23 protein-coding genes and 3 pseudogenes are annotated in these 21,975 nt (G+C 60.1%); 14 read left to right on the forward strand and 12 right to left on the reverse strand.

Annotation, left to right across the window (positions count from 1 at the left end):
* Positions 1-387: 387 nt before the first annotated feature.
* A pseudogene (locus CK222_RS29485) lies at positions 388-1,542 on the forward strand (ISNCY family transposase); the annotation flags it as partial.
* On the opposite strand, the gene CK222_RS29490 reads toward CK222_RS29485, so the two are convergent.
* Together CK222_RS29490 and CK222_RS29495 are read right to left on the reverse strand one after the other, a co-directional pair.
* Positions 1,512-2,114 carry a flavin reductase family protein gene (locus CK222_RS29490; RefSeq protein ID WP_348628820.1) on the reverse strand — a complete coding sequence of 201 codons (603 nt, stop codon included), beginning with the start codon at positions 2,112-2,114 and terminating at the stop codon, positions 1,512-1,514. The pseudogene CK222_RS29485 and the gene CK222_RS29490 overlap by 31 nt on opposite strands.
* A 152-nt stretch (positions 2,115-2,266) precedes the next feature.
* Positions 2,267-4,063, reverse strand: a complete 1,797-nt coding sequence (locus CK222_RS29495; RefSeq protein ID WP_095802738.1) for a helix-turn-helix domain-containing protein — start codon at positions 4,061-4,063, stop codon at positions 2,267-2,269.
* Between the two features lie 162 nt (positions 4,064-4,225).
* Here CK222_RS29495 and CK222_RS29500 point away from each other — a divergent pair, with 162 nt between their 5' ends.
* The 3 genes from CK222_RS29500 (at position 4,226) to CK222_RS29510 (ending at position 6,404) form a co-directional block, all read left to right on the forward strand.
* Positions 4,226-4,807 carry an amino acid synthesis family protein gene (locus tag CK222_RS29500; RefSeq protein ID WP_095802751.1) on the forward strand — a complete coding sequence of 194 codons (582 nt, stop codon included), beginning with the start codon at positions 4,226-4,228 and terminating at the stop codon, positions 4,805-4,807.
* Positions 4,808-4,969: 162 nt separating this feature from the next.
* Complete coding sequence (locus CK222_RS33205; protein WP_245433359.1) at positions 4,970-5,137, forward strand: DUF1259 domain-containing protein; 168 nt, start codon at positions 4,970-4,972, stop codon at positions 5,135-5,137.
* Positions 5,138-5,231: 94 nt separating this feature from the next.
* On the forward strand, positions 5,232-6,404 hold the full coding sequence (locus CK222_RS29510; protein WP_095802752.1) for an MFS transporter: 1,173 nt from the start codon (positions 5,232-5,234) through the stop codon (positions 6,402-6,404).
* A gap of 40 nt (positions 6,405-6,444) precedes the next feature.
* On the opposite strand, the gene CK222_RS29515 is transcribed toward CK222_RS29510, so the two are convergent.
* Positions 6,445-6,702: a hypothetical protein gene (locus tag CK222_RS29515; RefSeq protein ID WP_176477782.1), complete on the reverse strand. Its 258-nt coding sequence runs from the start codon at positions 6,700-6,702 to the stop codon at positions 6,445-6,447.
* A gap of 795 nt (positions 6,703-7,497) precedes the next feature.
* Positions 7,498-7,704 (reverse strand): hypothetical protein, encoded by a 207-nt coding sequence (locus tag CK222_RS29520; protein WP_141247153.1) that lies wholly within the window; start codon positions 7,702-7,704, stop codon positions 7,498-7,500.
* Between the two features lie 315 nt (positions 7,705-8,019).
* Here CK222_RS29520 and CK222_RS32030 point away from each other — a divergent pair, with 315 nt between their 5' ends.
* A complete protein-coding gene (locus CK222_RS32030; RefSeq protein ID WP_141247154.1) occupies positions 8,020-8,256 on the forward strand; it encodes a hypothetical protein in 237 nt (78 codons plus the stop codon).
* Between the two features lie 23 nt (positions 8,257-8,279).
* Here CK222_RS32030 and CK222_RS32585 read toward each other — a convergent pair whose 3' ends face one another.
* Positions 8,280-8,441 carry a hypothetical protein gene (locus CK222_RS32585; RefSeq protein WP_176477774.1) on the reverse strand — a complete coding sequence of 54 codons (162 nt, stop codon included), beginning with the start codon at positions 8,439-8,441 and terminating at the stop codon, positions 8,280-8,282.
* Between the two features lie 284 nt (positions 8,442-8,725).
* On the opposite strand from CK222_RS32585, the gene CK222_RS29530 reads away from it, so the two are divergent.
* The 4 genes and pseudogenes from CK222_RS29530 to CK222_RS29545 all read left to right on the forward strand — a co-directional run bounded on the left by CK222_RS29530 (position 8,726) and on the right by CK222_RS29545 (position 10,641).
* The gene (locus CK222_RS29530; RefSeq protein ID WP_095802753.1) at positions 8,726-9,043 is read left to right on the forward strand and encodes a hypothetical protein; all 318 of its coding nucleotides are present in this window, start codon (positions 8,726-8,728) and stop codon (positions 9,041-9,043) included.
* Between the two features lie 222 nt (positions 9,044-9,265).
* Positions 9,266-9,622: a hypothetical protein gene (locus CK222_RS29535; RefSeq protein WP_095802754.1), complete on the forward strand. Its 357-nt coding sequence runs from the start codon at positions 9,266-9,268 to the stop codon at positions 9,620-9,622.
* A 136-nt stretch (positions 9,623-9,758) separates the two neighbouring features.
* Positions 9,759-9,994 (forward strand): annotated as a pseudogene (locus CK222_RS29540) (DUF763 domain-containing protein); the annotation flags it as partial.
* Positions 9,995-10,260: 266 nt separating this feature from the next.
* A complete protein-coding gene (locus CK222_RS29545) occupies positions 10,261-10,641 on the forward strand; it encodes a MucR family transcriptional regulator (RefSeq protein WP_095802741.1) in 381 nt (126 codons plus the stop codon).
* 632 nt (positions 10,642-11,273) lie between these two features.
* Here CK222_RS29545 and CK222_RS29550 read toward each other — a convergent pair.
* Both CK222_RS29550 and CK222_RS29560 read right to left on the reverse strand, forming a co-directional pair.
* On the reverse strand, positions 11,274-11,549 hold the full coding sequence (locus CK222_RS29550; protein WP_095802742.1) for a hypothetical protein: 276 nt from the start codon (positions 11,547-11,549) through the stop codon (positions 11,274-11,276).
* Between the two features lie 576 nt (positions 11,550-12,125).
* A complete protein-coding gene (locus tag CK222_RS29560; RefSeq protein ID WP_095802744.1) occupies positions 12,126-12,506 on the reverse strand; it encodes a cytochrome c family protein in 381 nt (126 codons plus the stop codon).
* Positions 12,507-13,872: 1,366 nt separating this feature from the next.
* On the opposite strand from CK222_RS29560, the gene CK222_RS29565 reads away from it, so the two are divergent.
* Positions 13,873-14,238, forward strand: a complete 366-nt coding sequence (locus tag CK222_RS29565; RefSeq protein ID WP_245433352.1) for a hypothetical protein — start codon at positions 13,873-13,875, stop codon at positions 14,236-14,238.
* A gap of 236 nt (positions 14,239-14,474) precedes the next feature.
* Complete coding sequence (locus CK222_RS29570) at positions 14,475-15,080, forward strand: 2-hydroxychromene-2-carboxylate isomerase (RefSeq protein WP_095802745.1); 606 nt, start codon at positions 14,475-14,477, stop codon at positions 15,078-15,080.
* Between the two features lie 82 nt (positions 15,081-15,162).
* Here the strand turns inward: CK222_RS29570 and CK222_RS29575 are convergent, their stop codons facing one another.
* The 5 genes from CK222_RS29575 to CK222_RS29595 all read right to left on the reverse strand — a co-directional run bounded on the left by CK222_RS29575 (position 15,163) and on the right by CK222_RS29595 (position 18,446).
* On the reverse strand, positions 15,163-15,558 hold the full coding sequence (locus CK222_RS29575) for a hypothetical protein (protein ID WP_095802746.1): 396 nt from the start codon (positions 15,556-15,558) through the stop codon (positions 15,163-15,165).
* Between the two features lie 93 nt (positions 15,559-15,651).
* Positions 15,652-16,029, reverse strand: coding sequence for a hypothetical protein (locus tag CK222_RS29580; RefSeq protein ID WP_095802756.1), 378 nt, complete (start codon positions 16,027-16,029; stop codon positions 15,652-15,654).
* A 41-nt stretch (positions 16,030-16,070) separates the two neighbouring features.
* On the reverse strand, positions 16,071-16,523 hold the full coding sequence (locus CK222_RS29585) for a DUF4440 domain-containing protein (RefSeq protein ID WP_176477783.1): 453 nt from the start codon (positions 16,521-16,523) through the stop codon (positions 16,071-16,073).
* 76 nt (positions 16,524-16,599) lie between these two features.
* The gene (locus tag CK222_RS29590; protein WP_095802757.1) at positions 16,600-17,436 is read right to left on the reverse strand and encodes a DUF1194 domain-containing protein; all 837 of its coding nucleotides are present in this window, start codon (positions 17,434-17,436) and stop codon (positions 16,600-16,602) included.
* Positions 17,409-18,446, reverse strand: a complete 1,038-nt coding sequence (locus CK222_RS29595; RefSeq protein WP_095802748.1) for a DMT family transporter — start codon at positions 18,444-18,446, stop codon at positions 17,409-17,411. The genes CK222_RS29590 and CK222_RS29595 overlap by 28 nt, the downstream gene beginning before the upstream one ends.
* A gap of 458 nt (positions 18,447-18,904) precedes the next feature.
* Here CK222_RS29595 and CK222_RS29600 point away from each other — a divergent pair, with 458 nt between their 5' ends.
* From CK222_RS29600 to CK222_RS29605, 3 genes and pseudogenes are all read left to right on the forward strand, one after another.
* On the forward strand, positions 18,905-19,915 hold the full coding sequence (locus CK222_RS29600; protein ID WP_245433355.1) for a helix-turn-helix transcriptional regulator: 1,011 nt from the start codon (positions 18,905-18,907) through the stop codon (positions 19,913-19,915).
* The gene (locus tag CK222_RS33210; protein ID WP_245433356.1) at positions 19,845-20,000 is read left to right on the forward strand and encodes a hypothetical protein; all 156 of its coding nucleotides are present in this window, start codon (positions 19,845-19,847) and stop codon (positions 19,998-20,000) included. Before CK222_RS29600 ends, CK222_RS33210 begins: the two co-directional genes overlap by 71 nt.
* Positions 20,001-21,234: 1,234 nt before the next feature.
* Positions 21,235-21,975: pseudogene (locus tag CK222_RS29605) on the forward strand (hypothetical protein); the annotation flags it as partial.

Below are 21,975 nucleotides of genomic sequence, written 5' to 3' on the forward strand. Positions count from 1 at the left end.
CTCCGCAGACCGGTTTCTTGAATCAATTTTGGAGAACTGCCTCGCAACTCGTTGGAGAACCACAACTATGTTAGTCGCTGAGGGCCACGCTTTTGTATAGCAAATCAATCTGTTATCGAGCGGACCGCCAACCCGTTTCCCGAGTACTCTCATATGGTCGGACGAAACCTAAGGACCAGGAGGTTCTAGTTCCGTTTATCGCACGCACAAATCATCGATGAACAGATGGCGACCGGCGCCGGTTACACAAGCCGTCCCAGTTTGCATATTATGCGACTTCGAGCTGTAGGCGCAAAGTTAAAATGTCCCACTTCTGCAAAGTAGGAATGTCGCTTCGCCTTTGCTGGATGCCATTCTCCCAGGCGCGGTTTTCGAGGGAGACAGCTGGTGGGATTGGTTCTGATGAGCGAACGCGAGCTTCAACGCATAGAGGTGCTGTCGAGGGTCGCTGACCGGCGGATGACGACCATCGCAGCCGCACATGTGCTTGGTTTGACCAGGCGCCAGGTGCAGAGGCTTTTGAAGACACTCCAGGTCGACGGAGCTTCGGGACTACGCCACAAGGCGCGCGGCCGGCGTTCGAACCATCAGATTATCGACGGCATTCGGGATTTAACGCTGTCGCTCGTGCGCGAGCATTACCTGGACTTTGGGCCGACGCTTGCGGCCGAGAAGTTGGCCGAGGACAATGGTGTGACGGTGTCGCGCGAGACGCTGCGCAAATGGATGGCTGAGGCGGGAATCTGGCTACAGCGCAAGCACCGTCGGACATTTCACCAGCCACGTTTGCGCCGCGAAGCCTACGGCGAATTGGTTCAGATCGACGGCAGCGAGCATCGATGGTTCGAGGAGCGGGGCGCTCCATGTACCCTGCTCGTCTTCATCGACGACGCGACTGGCAAGCTTCAGCAACTTCGCTTTGTGAAGTCGGAGAGCACGTTCTCCTATTTCGAGGCGGCTGGAGTTCTATCTGAAGGCACATGGCTGCCCGGTTGCGTTCTATTCCGACAAGCACACGGTGTTTCGGGTGGCGAAGGCCGAGGCTCGTGCCGGCCGCGGCATGACGCAGTTCGGACGCGCCTTGTCTGAGCTCAACATCAAGATCCCTTTGTGCCAATTCCAGCCAGGCCAAAGGCCGGGTCGAACGGGTCAATCGGACGCTGCAGGATCGGCTTGTGAAGGAACTGCGCCTTGCCGGCGTTTCGGACATTGAAGAAGCCAACGTTTTCCTGCCGGCCTTCACAGCCGACTTCAACGAGAAGTTCGCCAAGGTCCCTGCCCGGCCGGACAATCTGCACCGCGCCTTGAACATGCCGCCGGATCGGCTGCGTGACGTGCTGTGCAAGCGTGAGCAGCGTTATGTGGGTCAGCAATTGTCATTCTCCTACGAGCCCAGGCAGATCATGCTCGAGAAGAACGACATCTCATGCGGACTGGTCGGCAAATACGTCGACGTCTATGAGTTCGCCGACGGCCGACTGGACGTTCGTTGGAAGGGCATGCTCGCTCCCCTATAGCGTCTTCGACAAGGAGCAGCGCGTCCCCGCTTCGACCAGATAGCCGATGATCATGTCCTGAGAGGCGAGCCAACCGGCCGGCAGAGGATCCTTCACGCTGGCGTAGCGGCCGCGGCAAAAGCCGAGCGGCGCCGACGGACTGGTCCCGAAGGCTTGCACCTGACCGATCAGGATGATGTGGTCGCCGGCCTCGACGCGGTTGTGAACGGTGCAGTCGAACCAGGTCAGGCTATCGGTGAGGACCGGTGCGCCGGTGTGGGCGCGGTCATGGTTCACCGACTGGAACTTGTCCGCCGTCTTCGAAGCGAACACCGACGAGACATCGACCTGCCCCTCATGAAGGAAATTGACTGCGAAGGACTGCGCCTCGTTGAAGGCCGGAAAGCTCGCCGCCGACTTGCCGACGCAGACCAGCAGCAGCGGCGGATCGAGCGAGACGGAGGTGAAGGAATTGGCGGTCATGCCGCGCGGATTGCCGTCGCCGTCGCGCGTAGTGATGACGGTGACCCCGGTGACGAAGGTGCCGAAGGCACGACGCAAGGCGATCGGGTCGATCGTCCTTTGTGTCATCGCATCTGCCATCGTCTTCCTCCACATCGTTGGACGGAAGCTAGTCAGGAGCCGGCGATCGTTCTTCCTCCGATCTATAGGAAAGAGTTCACGACGCGCTGCTGCCGACCCGAGCAAGCGGAAGCGCGGCGTGCCCGTGCCTGCACGGGGCCTGATATGGCGGCAGGGGTGGAACGGTTCTAGCGGACGGCCGGCACGCGGCTGTCGATAATGCCGCTGAGGCGGATCGCTAGCTCGACCGCAAAGCGCTGTTCGGGTGTGTCCAGCTTGATGCCGAACAATTCCTTCATGCGCGACAGGCGGTAGCGCAAGGTGGTGACGTGCAGCCCGAGGGCGTCGGCACAAGCCTGGCTGCGACAGCCGTCGCGCAGATAGGCAAACAGCGTGTCCAGATAGGGCGTGCCGTGCTCGCGATCATGCGCGATCAGCGCGCCGACGCTTTTGTCGACGAAGTTGCGCACGTCGGGCACGTCGGCTGCGGCGACCAGCATCGGCAGCGGACCAAAATCCTGGCCGGCAAAAACGCCGGTGCGCCCGAAGGACCGACCGATACGGATCATGCGGCGGCAGCGCTCCCACGCGGTCGGATAGTCGGCTAGCGCAGAACAAACCTCGGAAGCCAAGACCGCCGGCTCACGCTCGAAATAGCGGCCAAGCTCCCCGGCGATTTTGTTCGGCAGCTTCCCCAGACGCGTATCCCGCCCGGTATCCTCCTCAACGAGACAGACCAGGCCGCCCTCGACGGCGATGACAGTGCCCCCCAGGCCTGCCTGTTCCAGCAGCCGGACCAATGCGTGGTGGGGATCGGCAAGACCGCCGCTGCCATCCTTGGCCTCATCGGCATAGTCGACGACGATCAATCTTTGCGGCGTTGTCAGATTGACCCCCAATCGACGGGCGCGATTGACGATATCGGCCTCGTCGCGCCAGCGGCGCTCAACGACCTCCAGGAAAAGTTCGGTCAGCGATCTGGTCTCGAAGCGGAAGCGCACGAAGCTGCGCATCATCTGCACGCTCAGCGCGAATTTGGCGCTGTCGAGCAGCATCTGGTCGAGCTGGCCCGACTGCTGCGGCGTCGGAAAAATCATCAGCGCCCCAACCACTTCGTCGTCGATGGTCAGCGGCTCGAGGCGCACCGAAAGCTTGAGCCGGTGCTTGCCGTCATCGACGAACAGCGTCTCGTTCTGGCGCGCTTCCGAGGCGCCGCGCGCGACCTTGAATATCTGTCGGTTGAGCACGCCGCCGACCGCCTGCTGCCAGGACGCGGCGTCGAAATGCGCTTCGCTCGGCGAGCGGCCGGCCACGACCAGGTTGGCATGGAAATCGATTACCACAACCGGATTGGGCAGCAGCTCGCCGACCTTGTCGGCGAGCGCGGCCACCGATCCTTCCGACAGGGCCTGCTGCAGAAGGGAGGTGTGTGCAGCCAGGGCGCGCTGCAGGCGCTCGCCGGCCTGCTTTTCCTGGCGCAGGCGGTGCTGCTTCTCCACCGCGATCTCGCCCAGATGCACGATCATGCCGATGAAAGCGATATCCTCAGCGCTCACTTCGGTGATCTCGCGCGAGACGACCGTCAGCACCATCGGCCGGCCGTCCTCATCGACGCAGTTCATCGGCATGACGAGCACGCTGCGGTAGTCGCGCTCGAACGCCTCGCGGCGGTAGCCCGGAAACTCCTCGGACATCCGCGCGTCCCTGATGTAGACAGGCTCGTTGCGGTTGAGCGCGACGATGGAAGGACTGGTGGCCAGTTCCCAACGGTCAGGCAAAGTGCGCTGAATGAGCGTCGGGTCATGGCGCACGATGACATAGGCGTGGCCATGCGGCGCATCAATGCTCATGATCGAGCCAAGCGTCCATTTGGCATGGCGGCAAGCTGCCAGCACGAGGTCGCGCAGCACCGACTGGAGATCGCCACCCGAATTGATGAGGCTGGCGGCGTCCCGCAAAGAGAGAATTTGCGACTCGTGGTCCACGCCCGGTCTTCCGCCTCGCGAAAGGTCAATTTAAGCCCTCGCGGATATACCAACGCTACACAGCTTCCAAGCGTGGCGCACGCCGATTCTTCCTACGAACCGGAGGAATACCTGTCCCCTGGGGCTTACTAGGCTAGGCTTCCACCAACGGGACTCGAAATGATGGAATTGCGAAAAGTCTGCACCTTCATCGAGGAAGTGCACATCGAAGGCGGCAAGGCGGGCGCCAGGCCGGTCACGTCGATCGTCGTCGCCGGCGTCTTGCGCAATCCCTGGGCCGGGCGAGGGTTTGTCGAGAATCTGCGACCGGAGATCGTGGCCATCACACCCCGGCTGGGCCATGAGCTGACACGCCGCCTGCTCGAGCTCATGCCCGCGGAGCGCATCGAGAGCTACGGCAAGGCCGCGGCCGTCGGGGTCTCCGGCGAGATCGAGCACGCCTCGGCCATGATCCACACACTGCGCTTCGGCAATGTGTTCCGCGAGGCCGTCGGCGGCACGACCTATCTCGAATTCTGCAACACGCGCAACGCGCCGGGAGCGCTGCTGTCGCTGCCGATGATGCACAAGAGCGAGCACGGTCGCCGCTCGCATTTCATCACCGCCAATTTCCAGATTGCCGATGGCCCGGCCGCCGACGAGATCGTCGTTGCCATCGGCGCGGCGGATGGCGGCCGGCTCCACCCGCGGATCGCGGACCGCTTTCAGGACATGAAGGAGATGGAGCAGGAAGCCGCGACGTAGTGCCTTGTGCGACGTCCTTTGCGTTGTCGTCGATGACGTCCGCTTTCGAGATACTCACAGCTGACCTCAACGGCCGACACGGGGCGCAAAGCAGCCGAATGGTTCATTTTCGCCGTGGCTCAGATTTGCGACTTGCTCTTGATCGCTTCCGACCTGAACTCAGTGCTAAAAGCGTTGCGGGAAAGCGGAATAGAGGTCACGTCCATGCACAACCAGCCCGACGACGAACCCGGGCTGTTCTCCATTGATTTCTGGGCGAATGACGACTGTCGGGAAGTTGGCCAAAGGACTAAACCTGGCCCTCGATCAAGTACACCTCATGACGGGTAGCTGATCTTTGACAGAGTCCCTTCGAAATTCCGAAGGCAACTGCGTTGGCCCTGGCGAGGTCAAGCACCTTAGGAAAGGCGGCCGCGCTGCGGACATATACGCGGCGCGGGCCTGTCGAGACTTTGGCGATGGCTTTGCCGCAGTGCTCTTGCCGGTATACCTGGCTTCAATCGGGCTTGGACCGCTCGGGATCGGCGTTGTCGCCACCGCCGCACTCCTTGGTTCGGCGCTGCTGACGCTCGGCATTGGATTCCTGGCCGTACGGGCGGACCGGCGCACTCTGCTTTTGGCTGCGTCCGGGCTGATGATCGCAACCGGGGTGGCCTACACGCAGTCAAGCACCTATGCAGCTGTTCTGCTCGTGGCTTTCCTGGGCACGATCAATCCTTCGTCCGGGAGCGTCAGCATCTTCGTTCCGCTCGAGCACGCCGTCTTGTCTCGGCTTGTCGCGGATACGGACCGCACGAAGGCATTCGCACGCTATAGCCTGTTAGGTGCGCTGGCGGCTGCGTTTGGCGCCCTTGCTGCAACCAGTCCCGATTTCTTGGTGACGATTGGGATCTCACGGCTCGCCGCTCTCAAGGCAATGTTTTTCCTCTATGCCGTTCTTGGCGTGGCGGGCGGCCTGGTGTACGCGCGCATTCCTGCTGGTCCGAAAACGTCTCCACAGGACCGGCCCGCCGCGGCACTTGGGCCGTCGCGCGCTATTGTCTACAAGCTGGCGGCGCTGTTCAGCATCGATGCCTTCGCCGGCGGTTTTGCCGTGCAATCGCTCATAGCTTTGTGGCTGTTCAGCAGGTTCGGGCTTTCGCTATCGACCGCCGGGGTGTTCTTTTTCTGGTCGGGTGTTTTGTCTGCGGTTTCATTTCCGGTCGCTGCATGGCTGTCGAGGCGCATCGGGCTTGTGAACACGATGGTGTTCACGCACATCCCGTCAAGCATTTGCCTGATCCTGGCCGCCTTGGTGCCCAATCTCTATGCCTCTCTGGCATTTCTTCTTGTACGCGCAGCACTGTCCCAGATGGACGTGCCGACTCGCTCCTCGTATGTGATGGCAGTCGTTACGCCACCGGAGCGGCCCGCGGCGGCGAGCGTCACCTCTGTACCACGCAGCCTCGCGGCCGCTGCGAGCCCGGCGATCGCCGGCGCGCTATTTGCCGCGGGGTTCGGAGCCTGGCCTCTGGTGATCTGCGGTGCCCTCAAGATCCTCTACGACTTGGCCTTGCTTTGGGCTTTCCGCCACACCAAGCCACCTGAAGAGAGCTAAAGCTGCGCACGACCCTCTGCGACTGCGGTCAACCCATCCCTCAAGCTGCTGCGATCTGCCAGACGGCGACGCTGGCGAGCACGATCCCCGCAGCGCCTTCGATGCGTGAGACAGCAGCGAACAGGCGCGGCCGGCTCTCAAAGATGTGCACAAGCCGTTCGCGGAACAGGATCGACAACACTGCGACCGTGGACAGGGTCACTGCAACCCCGGTCATCATCGTAACGGCAAAGAGAAGACCCGCTACCGGAACTCCCCTCGACATCGCGAAGGTCATGACGAAAAGAGTCAACGGCACGGGATCAGGCCAGCCATGAAGCCGACGGCCTCGCGCTCAGCGGAATGATCGGCCGTTGACAGGAAGTCGATCCAATTACCACGGGCGCCCTGCCGGCCGGCTATCAAGTCACGGTCGCGCACGGCGGCAGCGCTGTCAGGTATATTGTTCCGCATAAAGAATAGCCCGGAAGCCGAGGCCACCGGGCCAAAGCCGAACCTGGAGAGGTTCAGGTGTGATGCGCACTCCCACCCGGAATCCGGTTCGAACGCACATCACACATCCGCGATTGCTAAAAAGCCCGGCCACCGAGGCAGCCGGGCGAAAAAGAACCCTAACTTGGAGAGTTCAGGTGTGTGGCGTCATTGTATCCAGCAAGCCGGTTGAACGCCACAAACGCGGGGTTGCCTGCTAGCGAACCGCCACCATCACAAATCGCGCTTGGTGGCCGTCAGCACCTAGGAATTCGGCGCCGTTGTGATTGCCGCAGGGGGTAGCGTGCCGCAGGCGTTAACAACCTGTCGCTGCATTTTCCATCGTTCTGGGCAAATTACCTGGGACGGTGTTAGCGGGGCAACAGTGCCGAGCGGCACGCGCCTCGTGTCTTAGACGCAGCAACAGTTGGCTGACGCCGCGAAGGTTGGCGTTGCAACGCTCCAGAATTTCGAGACTGGCGTTTCGACGCCCGGAATGCCACCATAGAGGTGCTAAGAAAGCGCTGGGCGATGCCGGCGTGGTTTTCCTTGAGGAAGGGGAAATGACCGATGGGGGCACTGGCGTGAGGCTGAGGAAGCTTTGACTGTGTTACTTTCCCGGTCAGAGTGGATAATAGGCCTGACGCTCCTCGTCCTCGTCTTTCTCCCGCCGCTTGTACCGCGCGACAAACTCTACCGCTTTGAAGTACTGCTCTGCGCGGTCGGATGCGGCCTTGCAATCCTTTGGTTCGCAATAAAAGCCATTTGAAGCGGCGGATTTGCTGAAATCGTCAAGCGCCCCTTCCTGGGGGAAGTATTCCCTGTGCAAGGTGCTTTGCAGCACCGGCTAAGAGGTGATAAGGTCTCACCAGTTGATCCGGAGGGATCTGGGGATGTTGTTCAAAGCAGCATTGGCTTTTATAGCGCCTTTGGTGTCAACTCTGGCATCAGCAAACAACGAGGGATTGCAGTTCCAAATCGAGAGCGAGCTGGCTTACTTGAATTCGGCTACGGGATTGAAAGCGTGGAAGTCCGCGCCGACGGTGTTCGAACTCAAGTCGTCGTCGGCGTAGATGACCTCAGTGTCCAATTTGAGCGGTGTCATGTGGGATACAAGTAGTGGGAAAATCCGGGGGAGGCATTGATGAGCTATCAACCGTGGAAGTGGTCGGTTGAGGTCGAAGAAATTGCAAATAGAAGTTATGTGCGCATCATCGAAGACGGTGTGATTAGCATCAGGGGCTTCGAATCTGAGGCAAATGCAAAAAGCTTCGCCCACAGCGAGCGCGCGAGGCTCGGGCTTGATATCGAGCAGGTAGGCGACGTTGAGGACAGTCGGCGGCAGACGAAACGCACGCCCTACAAACCTACTTTGCGGTGAAGGTCTTTCGGGGCCGGTGTCTGTCAGCGTGACACGCCTGCCGCCGCACTAACCTTGCCGTCCTCGCTGGTGTGCTGGACGGCCGTCTGCATGGTCGGCGACCCCTCGACCGCGATCCAGCCCGGCAGATCGCCGCCATCGCCATGCTCGACGGGGCCGAATTTCAGGATAGTGGGCTTGGTCATGGCAGGCTCCTGCGGTTGGGATTGGCTGGACGTGGCAATAGACGACGACGCCGAGCGCGCACGCGCTGCACGGCGACAGCAGGTGGCGATATGGCGACTCCGAAGATCGAAAACAGCGGGGCGAAGAAAAGCGTGACCTTCCCCGCAAGGGCGAAGATCGTCAGCTTCGGCGCCGCTTCGCTCCTCGCCGGGCCCAGGATCGCCGCCCAACTTTCTCGGAACACCACCCGTCCCGAAACCGTTTGTGCCTCGAAGGGGCAACCATCGACCTCAAGGAGGCAGCGATGAAAAAGCTTCTGCTTGTTTCGATGATCGCCATCGCCTCGGCCTTTGCGATCGCGCCGGCGAGTGCCGGTAGCGTTCAGCTCGGCATCGGCGTCGGCCCCAGCTACGGCCCTTACTATGGTGACTACTATGGCGGGTATTACCCTCACCGCTATCACCGACACGTCTACGATGACGACTACTACACTCCCTATCGCGAGCGTTATGTGGTGCGCTATCATAACGAGTATTATCGCGATCATTGCCGGGTCAAGATCGTGAAGCACTGGCGCCACGGCCACCGCGTCATCGAAAAGATCCGCATCTGCAGGCGCTGACCGACCAGCGCCCCTGACCGGCTCATCTCCCCTCGGCGAGGGGAGATGTTGCCGTAGCGCGTCCGCCTCAGCATCCAAGGCGCGCGCGTCGCGAGCGGGCTCCATACAGGCCCCCGTGTCGCCGCTTCGCGGCAATCTCCTCTTGCCACCGGGAATAGCGACCGGGAACATGGCTTCCTACGGCGCGTTGACCCGATGATCAGCCTTCAGGAGGAGGTTGCCATGAAAAAACTGCTACTCGCTTCAGTGATCGCCGTTGCCAGCGCGGCAGCCACGGTCGCGCCTGCGGATGCGCAGGGGTTCTTCGGTCTCGGTTTCGGTCCATTCGGCGGCTTCAGCCCGTTCTACGGTGGCCCATTCAACGGTGGTCCTTTCTACGGCGGCGGTCCGTTTTACGACTATGGCGGCCGCTATTACGGCCCTAGCTATTACCGCGATTACTATCCCGGCTACGTGGCCCGCTATCCGCATCGCTACCACTACCGGCACCGCCATTACCGCCATTGCCACGTAAAGTGGGTGCGGCACTGGCATCATCATCGCCGGGTGCTGGAACGCGTGCGGGTTTGCCGTTACTGACACGGCCAAACATTGGCTGCGGCTGCGCCGCCTTGCAAATTCCCGCTAAATGCCCGGCATTCATAAGGGAAGCAAAAGTGACGAGCGAAGCGGCAGCGCCGACCTGCCGCTGCATGGCGGGCGGGTTCTGCAATAGCTGGGCGATCGCATGACGAAGCTCGGCGCGGTGCTGCGCGAAGCCATCATCCATCATTATGGCCGCGACGAGCTTTTGCGGCGCCTCGCGCATCCCTTTTCGTTCCAGTCCTTCGGCGCTGTGATGGGCATGGACTGGCACTCCTCCGGCATCACCACTTCCGTCATCGGCGCGCTGAAGCGCGGGCTCAGCCCGACGGCCGTGAGCTTGGCATCCATGCCTGTGGCGGGCGCGGGATGGCGCACTTCATCTTCGGCCGCAGATCCACTCCATGGCGGGAGCGTCAGGGCCGAAGCGATCGCGGAGCGCCGGCAGATCGAGGCTCTGATGACGATGGCAGTCTAGGCAGCCGCCCGTGACGGACATGCCCGCGTCGATAAGCTCTTGAAGAGTCCAGCCGTCATGCTGGCGATCCAAGGGCGGCTCGGCCTTTTGGCGGGATTTCATTTTATTGGCAGATGCGCTCAAATAGAGATGGTTTGTCAGACAAAAGAGATTTCGCATGTCACTAGTGGACCTCACCGCCGACATCGTCTCCGCTTATGTTAGCAATAATCTCGTCTCGGTAACCGACTTGGCAGATTTGATCGCGTCGGTGTATTACTCGCTCACTGGCGCAGCCCTGCTGCCAAAGCAGGAGCCTGCCGTCGACCCGGAGCGCTCGGTCTTCCCCGATCACATCATCTGCCTGGAGGATGGCAAGGAGTTCAAGTCGCTCAAGCGGCACCTGAGGACCGATCACGGTCTTACACCAAAGCAGTATCGCGCGAAATGGAACCTGCCGGCAGAGTATCCGATGGTGGCGCCGAACTATGCGCAGCGGCGATCGGACTTGGCGAAGGGGTTGGGCTTTCAGCGGAAGCCTGCAGATCTCCGAAAATGAGGTCGCCGCACCAGCGAGGATTATATTCCTGATCGATGGAGGTACGCGATCACGCCATGTCCTTTTGTGGTAGAAATTAGCTATCTTGCATGTGCGGCGGACCGCCGGTTCGCCAGGCCGGCGCCAGGACTCAGGCAATTCTCCCCACGAGAAAAGGCGCCGGTCACACCTTAGCCCGCCGCGCGGGTGTGGGGCCACACCCAGCGGCGGGTTAAAGGATTCTGCCGAATATTGGCGTCCTCGTGATGGGGCGTAAGCAAGCGCCCACGCTGCCGCGCATCACGGGTCAATCAGCGCCTTTTGGCTGAATTCGATTTATTAGCAGACGCGCATATACGGCCTCGCGGCACTTACCCCTGCCGGCTAAGGCCCGGTGGCCGGCCCCCAAAGCCACACCCAAAGGCTACCGGGCCACCATCCGTTATATGGCGCGATGCATTCCGATAGATGGCGATGGCGCTAGTCCCGCCCGTCGTGTGCACTTATGCGACCTTCAGGTTAATGACGCGCATCACCGCGACCACTGTTCCATTGTTCGTAGCAGCCTCTTTCGTACTGCCCTTGCCGCAGCTCCAAACGTCGCCTTCCTTGGCCGTGAACTTCATATCGCCGGCCGTAACTTCCAGTTCGCCTTAAGTGACCGTGCAGACCATGTCGTCGGCCATCACATCCCCCAACGGGCTAGATCCTTTCGGCTGATAAATCACGTCTTCCATGACGATCTTGTTATACCCCTTGATATGGGAGTCTCGTGTCCCCCGCTCGACTAGCCGAACGCCAGGAAAAATCTCCTTGCCCTCAGTCGCGCCATAGGTCTTGGCCGCTACTGGAGTGAACTCTGCGGCCAATAGCGGGGCAGCCAACGAGGTGGCAGCAAGGGCGAGAGCATTACGTCGATTCATCTTCATAACATCCTCCCTGAGTTGGTCCGCCCGGTTGGGCGAACTTGATATTTTACGCGCCCGACAAGCCAAATAGTCAAAACACAATTGGGGATCCGCCCGGCAATCACCAGGCGAGGTATAGACAGCGAAACGGGACCAGAACGGCAAGAGCCCGCTCGCCCAAGGTCAGTCAGCGTGGGCATCAGCCTAGAGCCCGCTCGTGAGGGCCGAGCGGGCTCCGTCGTGGCCTTTCAGACGGCAGGCAGAAACGGAGGACAAAGCCGTGCCGCCCAATCTATAACCGCTCGCGTGTGGCGATGTTCCCTGTTCAGAGCTTAGAGCGCTCTAGGTCATCTCTGTGGGCACATCCAATCGACCAATTTGGGATCGACGGTCTTAGAGCCGGTATACGCCCGGATTATTTTCGCGGCCAGCTCTCGCCGCTCGGCTTCGGGAGTCTTGTTATACCGAACTTCGTTTTGGAAGGCCTTCTTCAGGGTTTCGGCGTCCAACGCCGTCAAGTGTGATTTCGCCATTTTTCCCTCACAGGCGGGGGCGCAAACCATTCCCGCGCGGCGATAAGCGTGAAAGCGACTGGCCTTACTTGGAAAACTGTTTCAGGTAAGCGATGACGTTGGTTACGTCCTGATCGTTCTTGAGGCCGGGAAACGCCATCTTCGTCCCTTTGATCATGCTCCTGGGGTCATGAAGATACTTCGTCAGGGTGGGCTCATCCCATTTGATGCCGGATTTTCCGGCCTCGGTCATGGCCATGGAATAAGTGAAACCGGGATGCGTGCCCGCGGTGCGCCCGATGACGCCGTTCAGAGAGGGGCCAACCTTGTTCTGGTCTTGGTCGGCAATATGGCAGACCTTGCACTTGGTGAAGACCTTCTCGCCCGCGGCGGCATCCTGCGCCCGCGAGGGGCTTGCAAGGAAGATCGTGGCCGACGAGGCGATGAAAAGTGCGATTGCGCGCATGGCATTCCTCCCTGACGATCGTCATTTGCGCCGGACGATCCGAACGCCAGCTGCGCTGGCGTGGCCTGAACGGTAGAGCGGAATATCCGTGGTCCCTCCAATGGAATTGCGGCATCTACATACCACAGTATCAAGCCGATGGTAGAAACGCCAGTTTGTGCGAAGGCCTAAACTGCCCTCACAGAACCCCGTACAGACATTTGGGGCAAGGTGTGCCTCATTGCCCTAGATGCCGCCGGCAGGTTCTTCACCGGCGTCGCTATATTGGCATCCGTTTCGCGATTGTGCACGCTTTCGACGGCTGACCCAAAAACAACAATTGCGATCGCCCGCCGTGACGCTATGGTTAACGCCGTCCGGGGTTTTTGGCTACCCCAGTCCCGGACCACCTCGGCCCGGCGGCGCGTCACCACTTCCCCCCGAAGCAGATGGCTGCCGGGCCGTTCTCGGCCTCCAGGCGCGTGAGGGCGGCAGGGTTCTAGCCGAGGCCATAGCCCTGGCTATGTAAGTTGCCCGCCATTCGAGAGTGCAGAACGAAAAGAGACCAAGAGCGTAGTGACGCCCCTATAAGCCGCCGACAGAAAGACGGCTCTGGCGTCAACCGAGTTGAGGCCTCCGACGTTCATCTGAAACCTTATGAACGGTCGTAACCAGGAGATAAAATGCAAGATTTGAAGCGGACGCGCTGGACGGAAACCTACGACCCAGACGAGTTTGCGGCAAAGCACGGTCTGACAACAGGCGGGCCGAAATTGTGATTCAGAGCAATGGTCCATCCAAGCACAATAGCGACGTGGCAGCCAAATGCCTAGAAGGGCCGAATGCGGACCGTCCGCTAGTCGCGCAACGCGAAGGCGACGACCGGCCAACAGATGCCAAAGCGAGTGCATATGCTGAGCCTCGTTTTCTATACCACCCCCGTGGCGATCTAAAAAATGGATTTGCAGGGCGGTCAGCCGTCTTCGAGCAGACGCCACTCGCTGGAATGGATGACTGCCCCGCCTATGCTTCAGGGCGACTACACGCAAATCTCCGCATGGCAACGACACCAATCGTGGTGGAGCGCTCTCACCGCATCCATACCGCTCGCCGTATCACCTCCGCCTCAGAAGGCATAAATATTAGCACCTCTGCATAAAAATCTGTCCCGATGTTTCGCCTGCTTCTATTTAGAGCGTCCGTACGATTTGACGGTAGTTCTTGGCGCAGTTCAAACCGATCCTTTACATTGCTTTATTATATTAGTATATGCTAAATCTAAAAACGCGGAAATCGTGGCCTTCGCGAACACCCGCGCCACCCAGGGAGAGCGTGAATGGTTCTTGGGGATGACGACAATTTCGGTCACCGCTAGCGGAGCGACCATATGTACTTTGTCAGCACGCGACATCGCGCAGGGCTGGCAGGCCTGATGGCCACTGCTGTGGCGTTGGAGAGTGGTCCTGCATTGGCGCACAGCGCCGATCGAACCTGGACTTATCCGCCAGCGTGCTGTCACGGCGACCAAGTCACCGGCGAGTGTGCCAAGATACCTGCCACGGCGGTGACACCGCGGCCAGATGGTTATGTCATAATCTTACGGCCGGGCGATCACCAGAAAGTCACTTATCAGGACCGTTATTTCGTTCCTTATGACGTGGTGATTCCATCCGGTGATGACAATTTTCACATCTGCCTGCATCCAACTGAAGAAGACGAGAATTGCTTCTTCGCGCCCGCCGATGCGATGTGAGCTGTCACGCCTTGCGGAAGCACTGGTCCGTGGGGATCTTTCCTCGCAATCATAGCCTGACCCAGCCGAACAAGTCTTGCGCCCAGTGGGAGGGCATTAATGCCACAAGCCCTCGTTGACGGTTTGTCCGGGCCTCGCAGTCGGTTAATCGGTGCGGTGGAAGGGTGATCCCTGCTCTGCTATTCTGGCCAGCTAGCGAGGTGTCTGCGAACCGCTGCTCGGGGGAGGCGAAGGCAATGAAGCAACTCGACTTCTTCTATTTCTTCGGCAGTGGGTATTCATATCTTTCAGTGATGCGCATTGCTGACATGGCGAAACAAGCGTGCGTTGCTGTTCGATGGCGCCCGTTCAATGTCCGTACCGTAATGGCAGAAAACAACATCGCCCTTCGCATCCAGGCGGCCAAGGTAAAGTACATGTGGCGCGATGTGGAGCGGCGTGCGGCAATGCACGGCTTGCCTTACGTTCGGGCACCGATCTGGCCGACCGATCCGGACCTTCTGGCCAACCGCGTCGCCATGGTGGCCGCCGAAGAGGGCTGGTGTGAGTCCTATACAGTCGCAAGCTTCAAGGCCTGGTACCTGGAAGGGATGGCACTGGGCAATCGCGGCCATCTGGAGCATGTGCTGCCTCCCCTCGGTCAAGATGTCGACAGCGTGATTGCAAAGGCCGACGGGCCTGGTGCGCATGATCGTCTGAAGGCTGAAACCGATGCCGCCCGCAAATATGGCATTTTCGGCTCTCCTGCGTTCGTCGTGCATGAGGAAATGTTTTGGGGTGACGACAGGCTGGAAGAGGCGCTTGCCTGGGCCGTGAATAGCCATAAGCTGCAAGCATCGTGAAATAGGCCCTGATATCAAAGAGCGACAGATGTCCGAACAGACTGGACCCTACCGTCCCGTCTGTATTACTTCTGTCCATCCCTCAGTGAGGCTTTTCGCTGCGCGTGATTGAACTTGTGCTCATCGGCGCGAAGAAACAGGTCCATTTCCGCTTGAACTTGCCGACACGAGAGGTCGGAACCAAAGGCTCGCAGATGTGGTAGCGATCGTCCGGCGCTGTCTGCACGCGATCTTTGGGAATATACCACTCTCCCGTTGGCGGATCGTTTTGATAGAAGGGTTGAGGTTGCCTCACGAAATAGCCGCCGTCCCGAGCCGATCTGACGTCGCCGGCGCCGAGGGTGTGGCAATCGTGGTCGCCGCAGCAATTGTAATGAAGGACAGGGTCTGTCTTGCCTGTGTACCAGCCGTGAGCCTTCGCCTCGCCGCCGGCGGCGAGCCACAACAGCAAGGCAATATATCTTTGCGAACCTTTCATGGTCGAATTCGCCAGCGATGATCAAGCTGAGGCTCGCCTGGCTCGCTGTCAAAGCTCAATCCCGCAGGCCATACAGCCGGTATCAGTCCCCGGTCAGGCAGAAATGATCGCCCATAGCTGCGTCACCCCTATCGCAAGAACGAAGATGACACTTGCTGCGATGAACAGCGCCGTGGGTATCTGCTTGAGGTGAGCGCCAAAGCTGCTGCCCGAGAAGTCGTCGACTGCATCGTCCAGCATCGCCTTCAAGTCATCCATGGCGGCCTTGGCTGCCAAGACCCCATAAACTGTAACTGCGACCACGATCGTCGCGAGCGCAAACCTGGCGGCTGGTCCCGCCAATGGTGCGTACGCCAGTATCGCAAACATGGTCGCGATATTGGCGGAAAAAACAATCGCATAGGTCTGGGTCAGATGGGCAAGTCGCGCAGCTGCCGCCATCAAGTATTGATCAACGGTGAGTTTCGCCATGAGCTGCTCCTGCAAGGGACCTGCTGGGCACCAGTTATCCTTCATTTTCCGGGATCGAAGTTCCATATGTCCCGGTAGAGCTTCCAGCTGCCGTCCTGTCCCTTCTTCCAGACCACTACATACTTCCCGGCGGCGTCCGCCAGCTTCGAATCCTTGCCTGGTGCCTTGAGGGAGAAAGTCCCCGACTCATATGCAAAATCTCCGCTTTCCTGAACCTCGAGCGTGGTGAGCGCGAGATCGGATATGCCCATGTCGATCACGCCCTGCCATAATTTCTGGATATTCTGGCGGCCGTCGACCCGCGCCATGTCGGGGGGGAGTGCAGCCGCATCATCCGCGTACTTCGCCGCCACCCCGGCCGCATCCTTACTGTTGTAGGCCTTCACGAACTCTGCATTGGCGGCTTCAATCGCTTCTTTCGCCGGCTGGGCCTGCGCAGATCCGAGGCACAGCGCCGTCAAAACAACGACCAAAAGGCAATGATTGAAAGTCATTTCCGTCCTCCCGTGTTTCGGTCTCCTGGCTATCCCCGTTTTGTAGGCGCCCCTCTGGTTTAGTCCGCTCAGGTAATCAAAGGCGAGAAAGCCCATTCATGCTGACCTCGATGACCAGCTTGCGGCGAAGGGCAGCTGTGTAATCGCGAGGCCCGTTGGTGGATATGACGAAAGCCCGTGAGCCGCCGATCACGGAACGGGCGAAGTAGGTTGCCAGCGCTTGCTTGGGGTCCTCGTCGTCTGGTGGAATCGCTAGCGCGTTGATCGTGTATCCCTTGGCAATGGCGTTCAGCCTGCTCGGCTGAACGGGCAGCCCGTCGTTGTTCTCCCCATTAGAAGAGATGTCGATCACCTTCCTCATCGCATTTCCAGGAAACCGATCTAGCAGCAGGCTTCCTACGTCGATGGCCGCCGAAACTGACGTTCCGCCCCGGCCGCGCCGAATATAGCCGGTGTCGCCTTTCCTTCTGATCACCGCCCCTGCCGCTTTGGCGTCTTCCAAGCCGCAGATGCGAGTCCACGGTAGCACGGTGCGCGAGTGACCGGCACTTGACCATTCGAAATAGGTCACGCCGATGCAGCCAAGGTAATTCTCGGAGATAGCGCTGATGATCTCGGGCGAGGTGAGCGCCGCAGCATGCCCTTCGCGCTGCATGTCAGCGGCCCTGGGGGCGATCGAGGACGAAAAATCGACGGCGAACACGATCGCAACGTCGACGTTCGCTACTGCGATATTGGCGTCGGCGGCATGTGCAGCCGGACTGCAAAATGCCGCAGCTGAAAGGAGCGCTAGTCTCAGCCAAGGGCTGGACCGCTGCCCCGGCCCCGCAGCTAGTCGAGGCAAACTGTCGCGCGCGCGAGCGAAGGTGGCGTTTGATCGGGAGTTCAATTCCTCATGGAGGCATTGAGCCATGTAGCCCTCCATCTCGCGGACGGATCGTTTTCGAAGCGGTGCAGTTGCTGGGCGCGGCGGTGCGCGTTACCGACTAGAACCTCCCAGCCTCCCGGTGCCCCGGGGAAGCCATGGATCGGCGCGTCGACAGCGGTTCGCGAGGGCAGACGTGCCGCCGGCGTTCGGCTCGCCATTGCGACCGACAGAATTGAACCGAGGATGATGGCGGCACCCAGCGCGCCCACCGCTGAACACTGTTCTCCGAGGAAGATCGCCGCGCCCATGGCGCCGAAGACGCTTTCGGCGCTGACGATCACGGCGGCATGGCTGGCGGAAGTGAAGCGCAGAGCGACAATCTGTATGCCGAAGGCGACCGCGGTGGAGAACACCCCGAGCACCACCAGTTCGGGGCCAGCCTCGGCAGCCGCTGTGACTGACAGATTACCTTGCATCGCTCCTAGCGGAAGGGCGAGCGCAGCGGCGACAAGGAACTGCGCGGCCGCCGCCGTGAAGGGACGTGCATGGGCTTGCATGTGCCGCCCGAGCTCGACTGTCCAGAGCGCATAGCAGCCGGCCGACAGGAGGGCGGTGAGATCACCGCTGCTCAGACCGGCGATCCCACCTGAAAGAAAAAGGCAGCCGACGACAGTCGCTCCGGCGGCAAGCATGAGACTCGCCGTTGGACGTTCGCCGATGAGCAGCCAGGCCGCCAGCGGCGTGATTACCGTTACCGTGCTGATCAGGAAGCTTGCATTGGTGACGGTGGCGCCGAGATAGCAAAGCTGCTGCAGCACGATCAAGACGGCAAACAGCGCGACCACCCGAGCCAGGCTGGAAAAATGAGCGGCGCCGGCAGGCAGCCGCCGTTCGGTCAGGACAAGTGGCAATACAAGCAGCCCACCGATCAGGCAGCGCAGGCCAACGGCGCTTAGCGCATCGAGGTGATTGAGCACCGTCTTTTGTGCCACATTCCCGAACCCCCAGAGAGCGGCGGCGAACAGGAGCAGCAAGTTGGCTGTGAGCTTCGACATCCGCCGCCCCCCGGAGCCAGAACCGCGCCAGGTTCAAGTGTTTGAGCAAAGGCTTTGTTGTCGGCTGGAAATCGTCAGCGCAGCCGTTATGGCCGTCACCCCTTCAAACCCATTCGACTGATAAAGAAAGATATCCGCTCCGACGGAACGGCTCATGACCCGTTTGGGTCATCAGGGCAGAAAAAACTCGACCCTGTAGTGAACTTCCAGGAAGTCGCCCACCGGCAGGGACAACGTCTCCCGAACAATCGCGCGTAAAAGCTGGACAGAAAAATAAAAGAGGTCCAAGCTTCAAAATCCTTTAGTAACTTCCAAAAGACAACTATTGGATTGTAAGAGGAAACGTATCAACTGAAAGTTGGTACATATTCTGAGTAAGTCTCTACTACTTCTGGGCACGAATCAGTAATTCGTGATTTTTTTCGCGTTCTATAGACAACAGTCTGCGCGAGGTTTTTGTGTCCACGGTGTTCGATTTTGCTGCCATTGAAGCCGGCTTGGTCGAGGCGGCGCTTGATCCGACCCGCTGGGATGAAGCAATGGAGCGGGCAGCGAAGGCCACCGGAAGCTTCGGCGCACTGCTGTTTGATGTACAGGGCCATTTGCCGATCCTACCTCGCACACGCTCGGTTGCTCGGGCATTTGATGCCTATGTCAGCGGCGGCTGGATTGAACGCGACGAGCGCTTCCGCCTGGTACCGTTCCTGCGCGCCCGCGGTGTCGCAACCGACGAGGACCTACTGACGTCGGACGAGGTCGCCCGGCATCCCTATTTCCAAGAATTCCTTGCCCCGTGCGGGCTGCGGTGGTGCGCCCTCATAAAGATTGCGGCCGGCGACACTTTCTGGTCCCTATCCTTGCAGAGATCGGTCGAACAGGGACCGTTCTCCCCGCGTGAGCTTCAACATTTGGTAGCTTTCTCCCATCGGGCCGGATCGGTCGCTGCACTTGCGACGATGCTCGGCCTGGCGCGCGCGGAAGCGGCGCTGGATGCTTTTAGCGCGAGCGGCATGGCTGCCGTAATGATTGGTAAGGACGGGACCGTGCTCGCAATGAACGGCGTGGCGGAGTCATTGCAGGCCCGCGGCCTGATTGTGAAAGGCCGCCGCCTGGCCTCGACCGACAAAGGCGCCACCGAAAGGTTGAACCGGGCGCTGCAGACGCTTTTGCGGGACCAGTCCTCCGTCACGTCCGCGCCGCCAGTGGCGCTCCCGAGAACGCAAGGCGGTCCGTTGATAGCCTATCCGGTCCGCTTGCCGCACGTTTCGTACAATTCACTAGCTCCATGTCAGGTGATCATCATCCTTGTGGATCCGGACGTGCAACGCCAGCCACCAGAGATCCACCTTCAGGCTACCTTTCACCTGACGGGGCGCCGAGGCGCGGCTGGCATCCATGATGTCGACCGGCGAGCCGCTCGAGACTGTCGCAGACAGGTGTCGGATCTCGTATCAGACAGCACGCAATGAGTTGAAAGCCGTTTTTGCGAAGACGGGCACACACCGCCAGGCTGAACTGGTGTCCCTGTTGACGAGACTTTTGCCGAAACAATGAGACGGCCGTCCACATGACGGACGCCGATTTGAGCCGCCGTTTCGCAGTCGCTACAGCCAATCATTGCGAAGGCTTCAATCCCAAAGGGAGTAAAGTTCGTTGTATTGGCGAAGACGCCTTCGTTCCTGCTCGTGGAAAGGTCATTCTCGATGACCACAGTGCTGCCGGCGTCAAGCGGGCAGCCCGCGCTGGGCACGATAGTGGCGCCACGAGTCGCTGGGGCTGGCGGCTTCGTGAGATCGAAGGACTGCGGCTGATTATGGGCCGAACTCTTACATATGACCCAAATGGGGGATGTCGCCGCATGGCTGGATGCTATCCTTGGGTCCAGGAGGCGTCACAAGCACATAACGGGAGGCTAGGATCGGAACGGTTATCCTAATCGGGGGAGGCCCGTACGTGCCCCTGTGCGACCCCGGCGGAGAATGGCTTGTTTGGAATGCCGTGCGAGCCACGGTGGCCGAGTTCGACGGCTATGTCTTTCATGGCCTCACACAGAGAGAGGCGATAAGGTTCTCGACGCTCATGAACGACATGACAAGGCCTTCGACTCGGAAGGATTCACTGTACCGACCTTTACAGCAGGCGTGAGATGCTTCACGCCAATCCCACGGAGCGCTGAGTGCCAGATACCTGGTGAACTCGCATTCAGCCGACACTAGTCATCCCAACATCGCGCACCTCCAGGGAGTGTCCGCGAATCTCTCGGCGGGCAGTTTGCAAGGCTTCCAGTGCGGCGGCGCGTTGCGTGTTCGTCGAGGTCAATAGCCTTCGGTCTTCCGCGGCTCGAACATTGTGAATGGCTGGAAGGGAAGGGGGCGGCGGAACCGGACATCTCGCTTGGGCGCGCGTGCCTCCGCAAGCACACCCAATTTGACTATGGGTAGCGGCATTCCGTTCCTGAGTGTTCTCGTGGTTTGCTGCCGATTTTTCTTCAAGATCGCAAACCTTGAGATCACCATTCCCACCCACGACGGGGTAGTTCTGCAAGACTAGCGCCTAAGGCGGAAACTCCTCGCACGGACCCACGACTACAGGTCGCAATTTAAGCCATTTGTCTGACAAGACGGCCGTTGTGATGTGGCAGAATTGCCCGAAATAATACTAGAAATCAGCTTCCGCACCATTCTGTTCGGGTCATCGTGAAGCGCCAGCGCGCGCGAATGCGACCGTTTCCTGCTGCGATTCAGGCTGAGGCTGGGCGCTTTGTCATGAGCGGCGAAGGAGACAAGATATGTCCGAACTACTTTGGACCTTGGGCATTGGCGGGAGCCTGGGAAACGACGCGACTTGGTTCAGCTCCTGGTCCTCCCTCAAAGGCCTTCAGACGATCGGCGACGGGCCGGTCCCAACCGCTGGAACTGGCGCACCGGCTGCCGATATTGACAGCACGCCAAGGGCTTCGGCGATTGAGGAAGCGACCCCCGGCTCCGGCAGCCTTGCTACCGGAATCGACAAAAGCGTTCATAGCGATGGCGCGGATCAAGCCGCGACCAGGATCGATGCCCTTATTGCCGCCTGCACTTCGACAGGCGGGATCAATGCCGGCCTGAACGGCCTTGCGGAAGCTGCAGCCAGAATTGGTATTCATCTCGACGGCACCTTTCCTGAGAGCGCGACAGGATATGCCTCGGGCTTATGGCATCGTGCGGGCCTCCCAGATGCCACCCACGAAAACACCAGTGCCGGTGCCGCATCCACGACCGGCACCGCAACGGCGAGCGCATTGACCGCCACCAGTGCCCTGGGGGCCGACCCGGTGTTCGAAACGAGGATCGCGACCGCAGGGGACGACCTCGAGGAGAAAGGCTCCGGCTCGATTTCGACCAACATCAACGATCTGGAGTTGGGTTTTGACAGCAGCACCCGCCAGACGGTCGGTCTCCGCTTCACCGGTATCGATATCCCGCAAGGCGCGATCATCACCAGCGCCTACATCCAGTTCCAGGCCAATGAGGTGAAGACCGGCGCGACC

It is taken from the genome of Mesorhizobium sp. WSM3866 (assembly GCF_002294795.1).
In the GTDB taxonomy this organism is placed as follows: Bacteria; Pseudomonadota; Alphaproteobacteria; order Rhizobiales; family Rhizobiaceae; genus Mesorhizobium.